This is a genomic window from Streptomyces sp. NPDC006365 (assembly GCF_042870755.1).
Classification (GTDB): domain Bacteria; phylum Actinomycetota; class Actinomycetes; order Streptomycetales; family Streptomycetaceae; genus Streptomyces; species Streptomyces xiangluensis.
This window is the reverse complement of record NZ_JBIAHS010000030.1, coordinates 1-12,543: the sequence shown is the minus strand read 5'-3', so window position 1 is coordinate 12,543 and position 12,543 is coordinate 1. Positions and strand designations below refer to the sequence as shown.

At 68.2% G+C, this 12,543-nt stretch carries 9 protein-coding genes and 3 pseudogenes; 5 read left to right on the top strand and 7 right to left on the bottom strand.

The features are described 5' to 3' along the window. Nucleotides 1–31 precede the first annotated feature (31 nt). A pseudogene (locus ACFYO0_RS43745) lies at nucleotides 32–384 on the top strand (integrase); the annotation flags it as partial. Here ACFYO0_RS43745 and ACFYO0_RS43740 read toward each other — a convergent pair. Beyond that, nucleotides 352–1,521 carry a PucR family transcriptional regulator gene (locus tag ACFYO0_RS43740; RefSeq protein WP_388687529.1) on the bottom strand — a complete coding sequence of 390 codons (1,170 nt, stop codon included), beginning with the start codon at nucleotides 1,519–1,521 and terminating at the stop codon, nucleotides 352–354. The pseudogene ACFYO0_RS43745 and the gene ACFYO0_RS43740 sit on opposite strands and share 33 nt — an antisense overlap. Before the next feature lie 163 nt (nucleotides 1,522–1,684). On the opposite strand from ACFYO0_RS43740, the gene ACFYO0_RS43735 reads away from it, so the two are divergent. After that, complete coding sequence (locus ACFYO0_RS43735) at nucleotides 1,685–3,199, top strand: long-chain fatty acid--CoA ligase (RefSeq protein ID WP_388687417.1); 1,515 nt, start codon at nucleotides 1,685–1,687, stop codon at nucleotides 3,197–3,199. A 749-nt stretch (nucleotides 3,200–3,948) separates the two neighbouring features. Here the strand turns inward: ACFYO0_RS43735 and ACFYO0_RS43730 are convergent. The 4 genes and pseudogenes from ACFYO0_RS43730 to ACFYO0_RS43715 form a co-directional block, all read right to left on the bottom strand. Next, nucleotides 3,949–5,487 (bottom strand): ricin-type beta-trefoil lectin domain protein, encoded by a 1,539-nt coding sequence (locus ACFYO0_RS43730; protein WP_388687416.1) that lies wholly within the window; start codon nucleotides 5,485–5,487, stop codon nucleotides 3,949–3,951. A 353-nt stretch (nucleotides 5,488–5,840) separates the two neighbouring features. Continuing rightward, complete coding sequence (locus ACFYO0_RS43725) at nucleotides 5,841–6,392, bottom strand: ATP-binding protein (protein ID WP_388687414.1); 552 nt, start codon at nucleotides 6,390–6,392, stop codon at nucleotides 5,841–5,843. Between the two features lie 417 nt (nucleotides 6,393–6,809). After that, a pseudogene (locus ACFYO0_RS43720) lies at nucleotides 6,810–6,938 on the bottom strand (carbohydrate ABC transporter permease); the annotation flags it as partial. A gap of 1,410 nt (nucleotides 6,939–8,348) precedes the next feature. After that, nucleotides 8,349–8,957 carry a TetR/AcrR family transcriptional regulator gene (locus ACFYO0_RS43715; RefSeq protein ID WP_388687413.1) on the bottom strand — a complete coding sequence of 203 codons (609 nt, stop codon included), beginning with the start codon at nucleotides 8,955–8,957 and terminating at the stop codon, nucleotides 8,349–8,351. A 123-nt stretch (nucleotides 8,958–9,080) separates the two neighbouring features. On the opposite strand from ACFYO0_RS43715, the gene ACFYO0_RS43710 reads away from it, so the two are divergent. Continuing rightward, the gene (locus tag ACFYO0_RS43710) at nucleotides 9,081–9,842 is read left to right on the top strand and encodes an SDR family NAD(P)-dependent oxidoreductase (protein WP_388687412.1); all 762 of its coding nucleotides are present in this window, start codon (nucleotides 9,081–9,083) and stop codon (nucleotides 9,840–9,842) included. Between the two features lie 43 nt (nucleotides 9,843–9,885). Then, nucleotides 9,886–10,290, top strand: a complete 405-nt coding sequence (locus ACFYO0_RS43705) for a DUF4345 family protein (protein WP_388687410.1) — start codon at nucleotides 9,886–9,888, stop codon at nucleotides 10,288–10,290. A gap of 623 nt (nucleotides 10,291–10,913) precedes the next feature. Here ACFYO0_RS43705 and ACFYO0_RS43700 read toward each other — a convergent pair. Both ACFYO0_RS43700 and ACFYO0_RS43695 read right to left on the bottom strand, forming a co-directional pair. Continuing rightward, complete coding sequence (locus ACFYO0_RS43700) at nucleotides 10,914–11,564, bottom strand: class I SAM-dependent methyltransferase (protein ID WP_388687409.1); 651 nt, start codon at nucleotides 11,562–11,564, stop codon at nucleotides 10,914–10,916. Nucleotides 11,565–11,841: 277 nt separating this feature from the next. Continuing rightward, a complete protein-coding gene (locus tag ACFYO0_RS43695) occupies nucleotides 11,842–12,075 on the bottom strand; it encodes an aldehyde dehydrogenase family protein (protein ID WP_388687527.1) in 234 nt (77 codons plus the stop codon). Here ACFYO0_RS43695 and ACFYO0_RS43690 point away from each other — a divergent pair. Next, nucleotides 12,076–12,396, top strand: a pseudogene (locus ACFYO0_RS43690) (PPOX class F420-dependent oxidoreductase); the annotation flags it as partial. Nucleotides 12,397–12,543: the final 147 nt, after the last annotated feature.

The window sequence follows — 12,543 nt, the reverse complement described above, 5'->3', positions numbered from 1 at the left end:
GTGATCGCGCGGGGAAGACTCGAGCTGAAGCGAAAATTCCTCGTGGGGCTACCGCCGGATCCACGGCGAACTCGCTGCCTTGGGCATCAAGGTCGCCGCCTCCACCGTCTGGGAGATCCTCAAGGAACACGGCATCCCGCCCGCTCCCGAACGTCACAGCACAACCTGGGCCGACTTCCTGAGCGGCAAGGCCAAGGCGCTGCTCGCCTGCGATCTGTTCGAGGCCGAGAGCTGACCGGAGCGCGGCTGTACGTCTTTGCCGTCATCGAGCATCGACGAGGCGCATCCGGGGCCTTGGGTGCCACCGCGCACCCGACAGCAGGCTGGATCGTACGGCTTGGCCGAATCTTCTTACTGAATGACGTCGCTGAAAGACGCGCTCGCCCGGCGGACCGCCAGGAGCGCCGCACCGATGTCCGCCACCGCTCGCGGATCGGACAGGGATCGGCCCGCCAGCTCCTCGACGCGGCGCAGCCGGTAGCGGACGGTGTTGGGGTGGACGAAGAGACTCCGCGCCGCGTCCGTGGCGGAGCCGGCGGCGGCATACCAGTGCTCCAGAGTCTCCAGGAGACGGGCACGCTCCGCGGCCGGGAGATCGAGCAGGCGTTGGAGGACCACCTCCACCAGGTGCGCCGCCTCGGCCGGGGCCGCGGCAACGACCATCGCCAGCGGGTCGTCGTCGAACCGCGCGACGCCGGGGCCGGTGCCCTGGAGGCCGGCCAGAGCCAGACGGGCGAAGCGCAGAGCCCGCGGGGTGTCCCGAAGCGAGTGAAAGCACGGGCTGATACCCACACGGGCGCCCGCGCGGCGCAGGATGCGCAGGCAGGTGCTCTCCGCCGTCGCCGAGGGCAGGGCGGCCAGACCGATCTGCTGGTCGGGCAGCAGCCGCCAGGCGAAGTGGACGTGAGCCTGACGCAGCGCCACCTCCGCCCCCGCCAGCGGCTCCTCGCCGGGAGCGTCGGCCGCCGCCGCGGCGACCACGTAGGGCCCGCGGTCGGGCAGGCCCAGCTCGCGGGCGGCCTCCCACAGCGTGTGGTCGGCGATGACGCCGGTGAACAGCGCCTCCACGAGTGCCGAGCGCCGCGCCTGGCGCCGCGAGGTCAGTTCGGCGGTGGTCTCCCGGTAGGCCGCCGCCACCGCCTCCGCGTAACGGCCGAACAGGGCCCAGATCTCCGCCGACTGGGACACCAGTTGGGCGTCGGAGACCTCGGGATGGGTGCGTGCCTCGGCGAGGATCTCGGTCCACAGGAGCTCGAAGCCGATCCGGTACGCGTGCAGGGTGTCCGCCAGTGGCACGCCCTGCTCGGCGCGGAGGCGGCCGGTCTCCCGGGCCGGGCTCGGGTTCTGCGCGTCCGCGCGGCCGAGCTGGTTCAGGAGCAGGTCCGCGTTGGCGGTGCACGAGCGGCGCAGCGAATCGAAAGGGATCAGCGACTCGTCCTTGTAGGCATCGACGTCCGAGCGGATGCGCTGCGCCATCCGCTCGCCCAGTTCCGGCAGCCTCGCATGAAGCGCCGAGACCACCCCTGAGAGGTTCATTCCCGCAGCGTAACGCCCCTGTTTTGTGCTCGGGAACAATCCGGGAGGGCAGACGGTGTCATACCGCACATAGGCCGTCGCCACAGACATCTGCACGATGTCGTCAACGTGAACAGCGGATTTCGACGGCGACGTTCGTGGAGGCGGCATGGCCAATCTGGCGGAGTTCCTGGTGGAGACGGCACGGCGGCAGCCGGAACGCCCCGCGCTGCGACTGGGGGGCCAGGTCACCACGTACGCGGAGCTCGACGAGCGCAGTGCCCGCGCCGCCGCGCTGCTGCGGGCCGAGGGCGTACGACCGGGAGACCGGGTCGCTCTGATGCTGCCCAACGTTCCCGAGTTCGTCCTCCTGTACTACGGCGTGCTGCGCGCCGGAGCGGTCGTTGTGCCGATGAACCCGCTGTTGAAGACTCGGGAGACCGAATACCACCTGCGTGACTCCGGCGCGGTGATGCTCTTCGAGTGGCATCAGGCGCCGGGCGAGGGCGCGCAGGGCGCGGCCGCCGCCGGAGTGCGGCAGATGGCCGTCGAGCCCGCCGCCTTCGCGGGACTGCTGGCCGGTCACGAGCCGCTGCCGGAGGTGAGCGAGCCGGACGGCGAGGACGTGGCCGTGCTGCTGTACACCTCCGGCACCACCGGCCGCCCCAAGGGCGCCACGCTCACCCACGCCGGGCTGCGGCACAACACTGAGGCCAATGCGACCCATGTGCAGCGGATGACGGCGGATGACGTGGTCGTGGGCTGCCTGCCGCTGTTCCATATCTTCGGCCAGATCTGCACGATGAGCGTGACCGTCCGCGCCGGCGCCTCGCTCACCCTGATCCCCCGCTTCGACCCGCAGACCGTCCTGGACGCCATCGCCCGCGACCGGGCGACGATCTTCGAGGGCGTACCGACCATGTACGCGGCGCTGCTCCAGCACCCGTCGGAGGCCGACGTGTCCACGCTGCGCATGTGCGTCTCCGGCGGAGCCTCACTGCCGGTGGAGATCCTGCATGGCTTCGAGCGTCGCTTCGGCTGCATGGTGCTGGAGGGCTTCGGCATGTCCGAGACCAGTCCGGTGGTCACCTTCAACCACCCCGACCGGCCGCGCAAGCCCGGGTCCATCGGCACCCCGATCAAGGACGTGGAGGTGCGACTCCTCGACGACAAGGGCCAGGACGTGGCTCCCGGCGAGATCGGCGAACTGGCCGTCCGCGGGCCGAACGTGATGAAGGGTTACTGGAAGCGCCCGGAGGAGACGGCGGTCACCATCCCGGACGGCTGGCTGCGCAGTGGTGACCTCGCACGGCAGGACGAGGACGGCTATCTGTACATCGTCGACCGCAAGAAGGACATGATCATCCGCGGCGGCTACAACGTCTACCCGCGCGAGATCGAGGAGGTGCTCCACGAGCACCCGGCCGTCGCGCTTGCCGCGGTGGTGGGCGTGGCCGACGCGCATCTGGGCGAGGAGATCGCGGCCGCGGTGGTGTTGCGCCCGGGCGCCGTGGCCACGCCCGACGAGCTCCAGCAGTTCGTCAAGGGTCGCGTGGCGGCGTACAAGTACCCGCGCAAGGTATGGCTCGTGGACACGCTGCCGACCGGTCCCAGCGGCAAGATCCTCAAAAGGGAGATCAGCGCCCCGGCGGGTGAGGTCGATGAGGTCGAGTCAGGAGGGTGACGCGTAGCAAGGCCGACGAGTTTCCGGTGTCTCGACGGCTGCCCGACCGACGGCGACATCGAGCAACTGGGCAGAGAAGTTGAACCTGTTCGGGTGCCGCTGCCCTCCCCTGACCCATGCCCGGGACCGTCTGGGGCCGCCCCCCCATGGCCCAGCCAGTCCAGCGGCGCCGCGATCGTCTCCAGATCCTCGGGCTCCATGGGTGGTTCGGCCCCGCACACGTCGGCCGGGTAGCCGCAGCCGTGGATGGGATCGCGCCACCAGCGGTTGTTGTGCCGTCGTCGCCGTGCGAGGTGGCGAGATCCTCGGACTGGTCGTCGGTGGGCTCGGACTGCGTAAGGACGTTGACAATGCCGACGGCCGACGCGCGCTCATGGGACCGTGGACGGGAGTGCTTCGACGCCAAGTCCGTGGGCGAGCAGCAGAGGGTGTGAGGCGTCGTGTACGACGGAGGTCAGGTCGGTGCGGCCCGGCGCCATGACGCGCTGGAGGTGGCCGAGCCAGTCCGGAGCGGTACGGCTCGTTCAGCGTCGCCCAGTTGGTGACCCGGTCACCCGGCTCAAAGCCCGGGCGGAAGGCGGTCAGGTCGTCAAAGGGCACAGCTGCCCTCAATGCGTGGTCGGGAGGCGTTAGGGGCGCGGATGGACCGCGGATGAACCAGGGCGATGCTCAGGGACGACCCAGGGGAGACCGGCCGCGGCTCTTGGCGTCCGCGACCGGCCTGCGGGTGTGTCCAGCGGGCATTTCCCCTAGCTGGTCTTCCACTTCTGGTTGTTGCCGCCCCAGCAGGACCAGAGCTGGACCTTGGAGGTGGCCAGGTCCTTGTCCAGGCACAGACCGGACTTCACTGAGCGGATCGTGCCGTCGGAGTAGAACATCCACTTCTGATTGTTCTGCCCGTTGCAGTCATAGGTGCCGACCTCGGTGGCGTCGGTGGTGCCTTCGCGGTAGGCGTCCAGGCACTTGTCGCCGTTGTAGACGGTGATCTGCCCGGAGGGCGTCCTGGTCCACTGCTGGTTGTCGCCGCCCCAGCACGAGTCGTAGACCTGGACCTGGACGTTGTCGTGGCTTCGTTGGGGGACGTCGAGGCAGCCGTTGCCGTCGGCGTTGCGCAGGATGCTCCTGTGTGAGCCGGGGTCGGCACCCCAGGCGCGCTTGACGGCGTCGATACCGCTGATGTTGCGGATGCCCAGCGTCAGGTTGGCACCGCTGCCCTCGAGGTCGAAGAGCGAGTAGTAGTCGTGGTCGGGGTACTCCTGGTACTTGCCGCCGATGGCAGGCCAGTAGACCGCGCCCATGCCGAGTTCGTGGACGGTGTCGGTGTCGGCGCGCAGGTACCGCACGAAGTTGTCGGTGCTGTTGGCGTCGTTGTAGTCCTTGCCTGCGTCCGCGCCTGCGCCGCCCATCGGTGCGCCGAACTCGTCCAGGATGGTGCGCTTGGCGCAGGTGCCGACCTTGCTCTTGAAGTCGGTGACCCACTCGCCATAGGTCCTCGCCGGCTTACCGAAGGCGTAGTGGTGGAGCGAGAGGTAAGTCCCGTCGAGGCGGGAATCGGCGCACACGCTCGTGACGTAGTCGTTGTAGCCGGGTCCGCTCACGATGATCCGGTTCCTGGGGACCGACGGGTGGTCGGCGATCCACTTGGCGGCGATGTCCGCCCACTCGGTGGCACTGTGTCCATGGGGCTCGTTGAACGGCTCGAAGTAGACGAGCCCGTTGGACGCGTACTTGTCCGTCACGGCCTTCCACATCGACTTGAACGCATCCGCGTCGACGACCTTGCCGCTCCAGCCGGGCCCGTCCGGTTTCCCGTCGTTGTTCCTGTCCTCGCCGTCCCCTTCCCAGTAGGAGAGGATGACCTTGAAGCCCTTCGCTGTCGCGGCATCGATGGCGCCGGCGTACCTGTCGCCCCACGTTGTGCCCGGGACGGAGCGGCTGTTGATCGGCAGCCGTACGGTGTTGGCGCCGAGCGTGCTCTGGAACCCGCTGAGGATGGCGTTGGCGTTGACCTTGACGGTCTCGTAGCTGTCGGATTCGTTCAGCCCCTCGGGGACAACGGCGCCGTAGGTGAAGTTGTCTCCCACCCTGGCCCAGTTCACGCCTTGGAACTGGCCGGCGTCCAGCTCAGGGTCTTCGGCGGCGGCCGGTGATGCGCCGGACAGAGCACTGATCGACACGGTGATCAGCCCGGCCAGCAGACCAGCTGCCGCGCGGCGCAGGGAGCGGGTTCTGGCGGGAGGGAGTGCGGTGGAGTGAGGACTGGGTCGGGTGCGCTGATAGTTGAGCATGTCGTGTCCCTTCTGTGCATGCGGCTCTGTGCATACGGGTCTGTGCAGGCCGCCGATCGAGGTGGCGCGGACGGGTGCCAAGGCCGGGTCGACTTCGCTGAGTTCGGGGCTGTCAACCGGTTCGTCGGTGGTCCTGTGCTCGGTGGTTGTCCGTTGTGCGGGCGGTCTGGGCTCAGGAGCGTTGTCGGAAACGGCGGCGTTCCTGACCCCTGGCAGCTGTCCGTACACGCACGGTGAGTCCGCTGAAGTCGGATTCGCCGGTGGTGCCCGCGGCATGAGGTGGCGAAGACGCCGGTGTCCGTAGTCGCCGGCCGATCACAGAAATGTCACAGAGGGGGCGGAAGTGTCTTTGATCAGCCCGGCATCGGGCGCTTCTTCGCTGTCTCCAAGAGTCGGGCCAGCAAGGCTTCGCCTGCCAAGTGGCCCACCTCCTGGACCTTTTCGGACAGCTCCACGGGCGTCGCCGCTGTCTCGCGCGACGATGCTACGGCCAGCTCCGCGTACACCACCTTTCCGCCGGCCCTTTCTCGCCGCACACCCCAGCCGGCACTCATCGCTTCGACGAGGATGAGTCCGCGCCCTTCCTCGGCGCCGTCGTCCACCACTCTCGGCATTGCCGGCTGTGTGGAACTTCTGTCCCGGACTTCGAGTAGCAGGGATCCGTTACGCACGTGAAGTTGCACCTCGACAAGCGCCGATTCGGCAAGGGCGTGACCCGGGGGCTCCGATGTCCCTGTGGCGCGCACGGCGTTGGTCACCAGCTCGGAGACGATCAACGCGGCGGTGTCCGTCATCTCTTGAAGGCCCCACGCCCGCAACGTGTGCGTTACGAACCGTCGCGCCTGGCCAACCGCGACGGCCACGGCCACGAGCTCGATTCCGGCCTCTGTATCGGTTTCGTTCACGGCGGGGTCGTCTCCTCCCAGCCTGGCGGGGCATCTGCGGTCACCCGCCGGGCTGCTGCGGCTCTCGGTCAGGCGGTGCGCCGTTGGAACTGCTGGGTCCAGCGGGAGCCGCAGGTGTATTGGGTGATCACTCCGTCGCCGTCGCCGTCGCCGTGGGCGTGGGCGTGCAGTTGCACGGTTACGGCGTCTTCAGTGGTGTCGGTGGACCTTCGTCGGTGGCGGTGAACTGCGTCCCGTTGGTCACCGTGACCGGGTCGTCGGTATGAGCGGGATCCCGCCTGCTACCAGTACGAGCGAACATTGCGGCTCCTTGCGGTGGACGGGTCGTACGCACCAGAGGCAGGAGCGTGCAGAAAACAACTCCTGCCTCCGGCGGCCTAGTGCGAGTGGTCCTTGGCGGCTTGGACCGGTCTCTCATAACGGGTGGGTCAGCCCTTGTTGGCGCCGCCACACCGAGGCGCCGTCGACCAGTGCGGCCTCGGTCAGCTCGTGCGGCAGGGAGCGCATGTGGTTGCTGAACACGAAGGCGCAGAAGTCGAACTGGAAACCCGACAGAACAGCGCCCATGGGTACGTGTACGGCGGGACGAAGTAGTAACTCGCCGTCCTCGCCCCAGCGTGCGGCGGCCGGGGCCGGGAGTGGAAAGACCGAAGGAAGAGAGTTGCAAGACGACTCCTGGGGCAGAGCAGCGAGTCCTTGGGCAGACAAGGCCACAAGGTCGATCAGAAGCAAACGAGACGAAACGGCGCGCTCATGAGATCCGTTCGGCATGCCGAACGTCAAGAGCTGCGCACCTACTTTCTATGACCCCTAAGAAAACCATGACCTCGGGAAATCGCTTTCCCTGGGCGCTCGTTGATGGATCCCCGCAGGCTGAGGTAGTGGGTGCGCTCCCACACTCCGACCGGGACAGCCAAAGCCCTCTACTGCATGCACGTGCCTCATTTCGTTCGAAATATCGAACTAGATCCAGCACTTCGTGCGCTTCCCAAGAGTTCGGAGAGACTTCGCCCAACCCCTTGCCGAAGCCTCAGTTGAAGTCCTAGGTTTCCGGCCCACAGCGCCGCTTGAGGCATCTCATGCCGAGCTGTCAGCGCGGCAGCTGCACCTCAGACAGGGATGTCAGCATGTCGGCAACGAAGGACTGGGAACGTCGATCACTCCTCAAGCCGCCGCGCACGGCCGCCGTCAGCACGCCGGCCGTGCGCGGCAGCAATAACGGGCCGTGGCAACGGGTCCGGTTGGGGCAGGTCGCTCGGTTGCCCTTTCCCTGCGCAGACCACGCACCGGATCACGGGCAACAGCCTCGACCAGGGCTGTCGTCGCCCTGCCGGCCAAGGAGCGCCAGACCGGCACCGCGCGCCACCCGAGGTTGGTGGCCGTGCGCCGGAAGAGAGGTCCGCGAGCTTGGACAGGGATGGGTGCCCTGGCAGAGACGGATGCGCGGGCAGTGAACGGGCATACTCCGAGCGGATCCGGGCTGGATTCTTGCCCCGTTTCGGCCGGAAATCCCCCTCTGCCTGCCGAAATGCACAAGTCGATACGGGCGCAATCGGTCCGGAATGCATGACGCATTCGCCTGGCCATGTGACTGAGAGTGCCTGTAGAAATCTACATGAACCGGAACGGACCGGACTCCGTCGCGGCACGACGGTACGCCAAGCCAGGAAGGCCCTCCGGGGCAGCAGTAACTCGTGAGGGATCCCACATGCGGGTCGATCGGTGGCGCGCGGACGGCAAGGGGGTTACCGTCGAGTGGTAGATAGAACGACCGGTCTTCCTACATTCTTGAGGATGGCCTATCTGCCTTCCCTGCCGGGCTTCTTTGAGGCGGAGACGTGCCAGTAGGTCGCCGGTGCATGTCGAAGAGAGATCAAAATTTCGGTGAAACCAATCCGCGCCCCGGCCCGGCTGAGGCACCACACAGAGTCGCTGTTTGATGCGGCTCCGACGCGATCAGCCTCCCGACCGGATCAGTCGGACCGCGTTCAGCAGGGTCTTGTGGGCGGCTGTCGAGTCGTCCAGGTAGCCGGCTGCCATCGCGCCGTCGTACAGCATCAGCAGCGCACCGGCGGCCGACTCCGGGTCTGCGTGGCCGAGCCGGGTGAGCAGGTCCTGGAAGAGGGTGCGGATCCAGTCCCGGTGGGACGTCACCAAGCCGCGGACCGGATGGGTGGCGTCCGGGTACTCGGCGGCCGCGTTCAGGAACGGCGATCCGCGGAAGCCGCGCTCGCGAGCGTGCTCGGCGATCGTCTCGAAGATCAAGTCGATCGCCTCCGCGGGCGGGTGCCCGGCAGCCAGCGGTTCGGCCGCCTCCTTGTAGTAGGCGTCCTTGGTCAGCAGATACGCCACGACCAGGTCGTCCTTGGAAGCGAAGTGCCGGTAGAAGGTCGCCTTCGTCACCCCGGCCTCGGCGATCAGCCGCTCCACGCCGATCGCGCGTACGCCTTCGTAATAGAACAGCCGCGACGCCGCCCGGACCAGACGTTCGCGAGGAGGCAGGTCTCCTTCGATCGTCCTCTCCTGACGCTTGGCGTTGGTTGTCTTGTGCCCAGTAGTACTCACTTCCCCATTCTGCCCGTGGCCCAGCTCTGAGTGGGCTCCACCCCCGTACAGCCCCCCAGGGCCGTCACCCCCTATCTCCTACGGCCCGCAAACGGCGTGGCCGTTCATCGAAAGGTTTGAACCATGACTCGTCGTCTCGAGGGAACCGTCGCCCTGGTCACCGGTGCCTCCAGCGGCATCGGTCACGCCACCGCCCTGGAACTCGCCGGCGAGGGTGCCTCCGTGGTCCTGGTCGGCCGACGCGAGGACCGCCTCACCGACCTCGCCGCGCAGATCACGGGCGCCGGCGGGAAGGCCCTGGTAGTGCCCGCCGACATCACCACCGCCGAGGCCGCCGAGGAGGCCGTCGAACGGACCGTCGACGGCTTGGGCCGCCTGGACATCCTGGTCAACAACGCCGGCCTCATGCTGCTCGGCCCCACCCCTGGCGCGGACCTGAACGACTGGCGTCGCATGATCGACATCAACCTCATGGGTCTGATGTACACCGCCCACGCGGCCATCCCCCACCTGGTCAAGGCCGCCGCCGAGGAACCGCGCAAGGTCGCCGACATCGTCAACATCAGCTCCCTCAACGGCCGTGTGGCCTACCCCATGATGGCCGTGTACGGCGCCAGCAAGTTCGGTGTGAACGCCTTCAGCGAGTCGCTGCGCCAGGAGCTGGCACGCCAGCACGTCCGCGTGTCCGTCGTCGAGCCGGGCAGTGTCGACACCGAACTGCGCACGCACAACCCGGAACCGGTCCTGAAGGCACTCGCCGCCGGTCTGGGTGACATCGAGCGCCTGCAGAGCCAGGACATCGCCGACACCGTCGGCTACATCGTGACCCGCCCCCGGCACGTGGCCGTCGGCGAACTGCTCGTACGCCCCACCGAACAGGCCTGACCACCAATCCAGAGGCCAACTCCGAGACACACAAGGAGTCGTGATGGCAGTAGGCGTTCCTGTCGCGGCAGCCAACACCATCGTCCGTGTCTGCCTGCTGCTTGCCACCGCCATCACGCTCGGAGACGGCCTGCAACTATTGGCGCAGGGAGGCCCCGCGGACGCGGACAACGTGCACCGCTTCATGGCAGGCGTCTACATCGGCTGGGCTCCCCTGTTCTTCTGGACGGCGGCGACGATCCACCGGCAGGGAGTGCTCGTCTACTTCCTGGCAGTCCCGATCTTCCTCGGGGGCCTGGGCCGGCTGGTGTCCTTCGCCCAGAACGGCATCCCCAGTCCGGCGGGAGTCTTGCTTGCCTCCGCCCTCCTGGATTTCATCCTCTCGATCGTCATCGTCTGGGCGCATTCCACCGCACTCAGGTCCAGACGCGTGGCGGCGACTGCCTGAGGCACCGGGTCCTGGGCGGGCAGGCCGGACGGCACATTGCGTCGAGGTGGGCCCCGTGTCGCTGGGCGGCTCACCAGGTTTTCGCGGCGGCCACCGAGAAGCCGGTCGGCGCGCCCGGCCCGAAGACGTCGACGCGCGGGGGCAGGCAGCAGTACGCCCGGCCCGAATACATCGACGCGCGGGGGCAGGCAGCAGTGCGCCGACGTCGTGCGTCAGCTGGGCGACCTGGCTTTGGTGCAGACGAGCGCGGCGATCAGCAACCCTGCTCCGACCGCCTCGGCAGCAACCAGACCCTGGCCTGCGGGCACCTGGAAAGGGTCTGCCGGTGCTGGCCGTCAGCGACAGCCGAGCAGGCCCTCATCCGACCTCTGCGTGAACTCAACCGTTCACGACCGCGGCAGAGCCATATCTCCGGGCGCTGAACGTCGCGATGGCGAACTTGCCCCGGTTCCGGCCGCATCGGCACATCACCATCGCGATGCCAAGTGGCGCTGCGTCCACCCTTGCTCTCCTCAGCTTCGGCCTCGCCGGAGGCACGCCGTGGAAGCGTAGCGAGGCCGAGCGCTCCCTCGACTCAGCCGACCACCCCGTTTCCTGACAGAGCGTCGACCACGACGCGCGGGTTATGGGCGAGGTCTGCGGGCGTGGAGGACGAAGGCCGGGGGTGTGTTGCGCCATATGGTGCGGCTGGGGACGACTTCCTCGAAGCGCTCGGTCAGCAACTCGCGAAAGCGGCGGGCGGGGGTGAGGGGAACGGCGTGGAGGTAGGTGAACGCGGTGAACGCACCCGCCGGGGCGAGCACCGCGGCTGTCGCCTCCATGAGCCGGTGCTGGACGGCGGTGGGAAAGATGGCCCAGGGCAGGCCGCTGACCACCACGTCGGCGCTCTCGATGCCGCGCTCGTCCAGCAGGTGGCGCAGGTGCACGGCGTCGCGCTGGATCACCTCCGCCCCCGGGTGGCGGTCGCGCAGGCGCTGGGCGAGGAGTGGATCGATCTCGACGGCCAGGTGGCGACCGCGTCCGCCGAGCCGGCGCTGTATCTCGGCGGTGAACGGTCCGGTGCCGGCGCCCAGTTCCACCACGACGGGCTCGCCGCGTTCGGGCACCGGGGCGCAGACCACCTCGGCCAGATGCCGAGAGCTGGGGGCGATGGCCCCCATACGGGCAGGTGCGCGCACCCACTGCCGCAGGAACAGGGTGTAGTCGTGCGGTTCCTGCGAGGGCTTGCAGAGGCGGCAGGGCCGGGCCGTGCGGTGCGCGGTGCTGGTGGTCATGTCGAGGCCTTGTCGGGGAGTGCGGTGGTCGATCGGGGCGGCGTGAACGAGCCATGTGCGGTCCACCGGGGACCCGTGGCAGTCCTCCGTCTGGAAGCGGACCCGCCCGGACAGGCGCCAGCAGAAAGACCGGTCGTTCTATCACCGATAGATAGCTCCCCCGAGGCACTTGCGCCACTCGACCACCCGATTGAGGGGTCCCTCGCCCGTCCACCACCGACACAGGAGAACCACTGGTGCCGCCAGAGCCCGAAGAACAGCCAGGTGCTACCGCTGCCTACGCACACAGCCTGCCTTCGACACCTTCGTGCCCACACTGGAGCACCGCAGACGTCCGACGCCTACGGACGGGTCTCGGGGGCGACGCAGCTCTGTCCGGCATCGGCGAACTCCGTCTGCGCCAGGCGCTGCGCATGACGACCGCGTTCCCGGCGGCGAGCGCGCCCGCGACGGGCACGAGCAGCAGATTGACCGGGTAGTTCCACACCGAGATGACCAGGGCGACACCCACCACGGCACCCCGGTCGCCACGCCGGTGTGGGTGGGGCGCGACGGTGACACGCTGGGCGTGCAGACCCAGGCCGACTCCTGGAAGGTCAAGCGGATCCGGGCACGCGGCGACATCCTGATCGGCCCGTGCGACCGGCGCGGCACCCCGACGGGCGAGCAGGTCCCGGCCACCGCCGAGATCGCCGACGCGACGACCAGCGCCCGCTACCGCTCCCTCGTCGCCCGCAAATACGGCACCCTCGGCCGCATCATGATCCTCAACAGCCGGTTGCGCCGCGGAGGGGACACGACGCTGGGCATCCGCGTACAGCTCGCCCCGTAGCGGGTGACGTGTCGTCAGCTCCAAGTTCAGCTCAGGATGCACCGGGCCCACCTACTGAGCCCTTCGGATTGTTGTCGGGGGGTGGTGACGTGTGGTGATCCCTGCGGTAGGCCGGTGGTATGCGGTACGCGCAGGGTGGCGGCCTGA

Bases quoted from the DNA above. Each gene is read 5' to 3' on its own strand.
- ACFYO0_RS43735 (WP_388687417.1), top strand. From the start codon at position 1,685: ATGGCCAATCTGGCGGAGTTCCTGGTGGAGACGGCACGGCGGCAGCCG.
- ACFYO0_RS43730 (WP_388687416.1), bottom strand. From the start codon at position 5,487: ATGCTCAACTATCAGCGCACCCGACCCAGTCCTCACTCCACCGCACTC.
- ACFYO0_RS43710 (WP_388687412.1), top strand. From the start codon at position 9,081: ATGACTCGTCGTCTCGAGGGAACCGTCGCCCTGGTCACCGGTGCCTCC.
- ACFYO0_RS43705 (WP_388687410.1), top strand. From the start codon at position 9,886: ATGGCAGTAGGCGTTCCTGTCGCGGCAGCCAACACCATCGTCCGTGTC.
- ACFYO0_RS43700 (WP_388687409.1), bottom strand. From the start codon at position 11,564: ATGACCACCAGCACCGCGCACCGCACGGCCCGGCCCTGCCGCCTCTGC.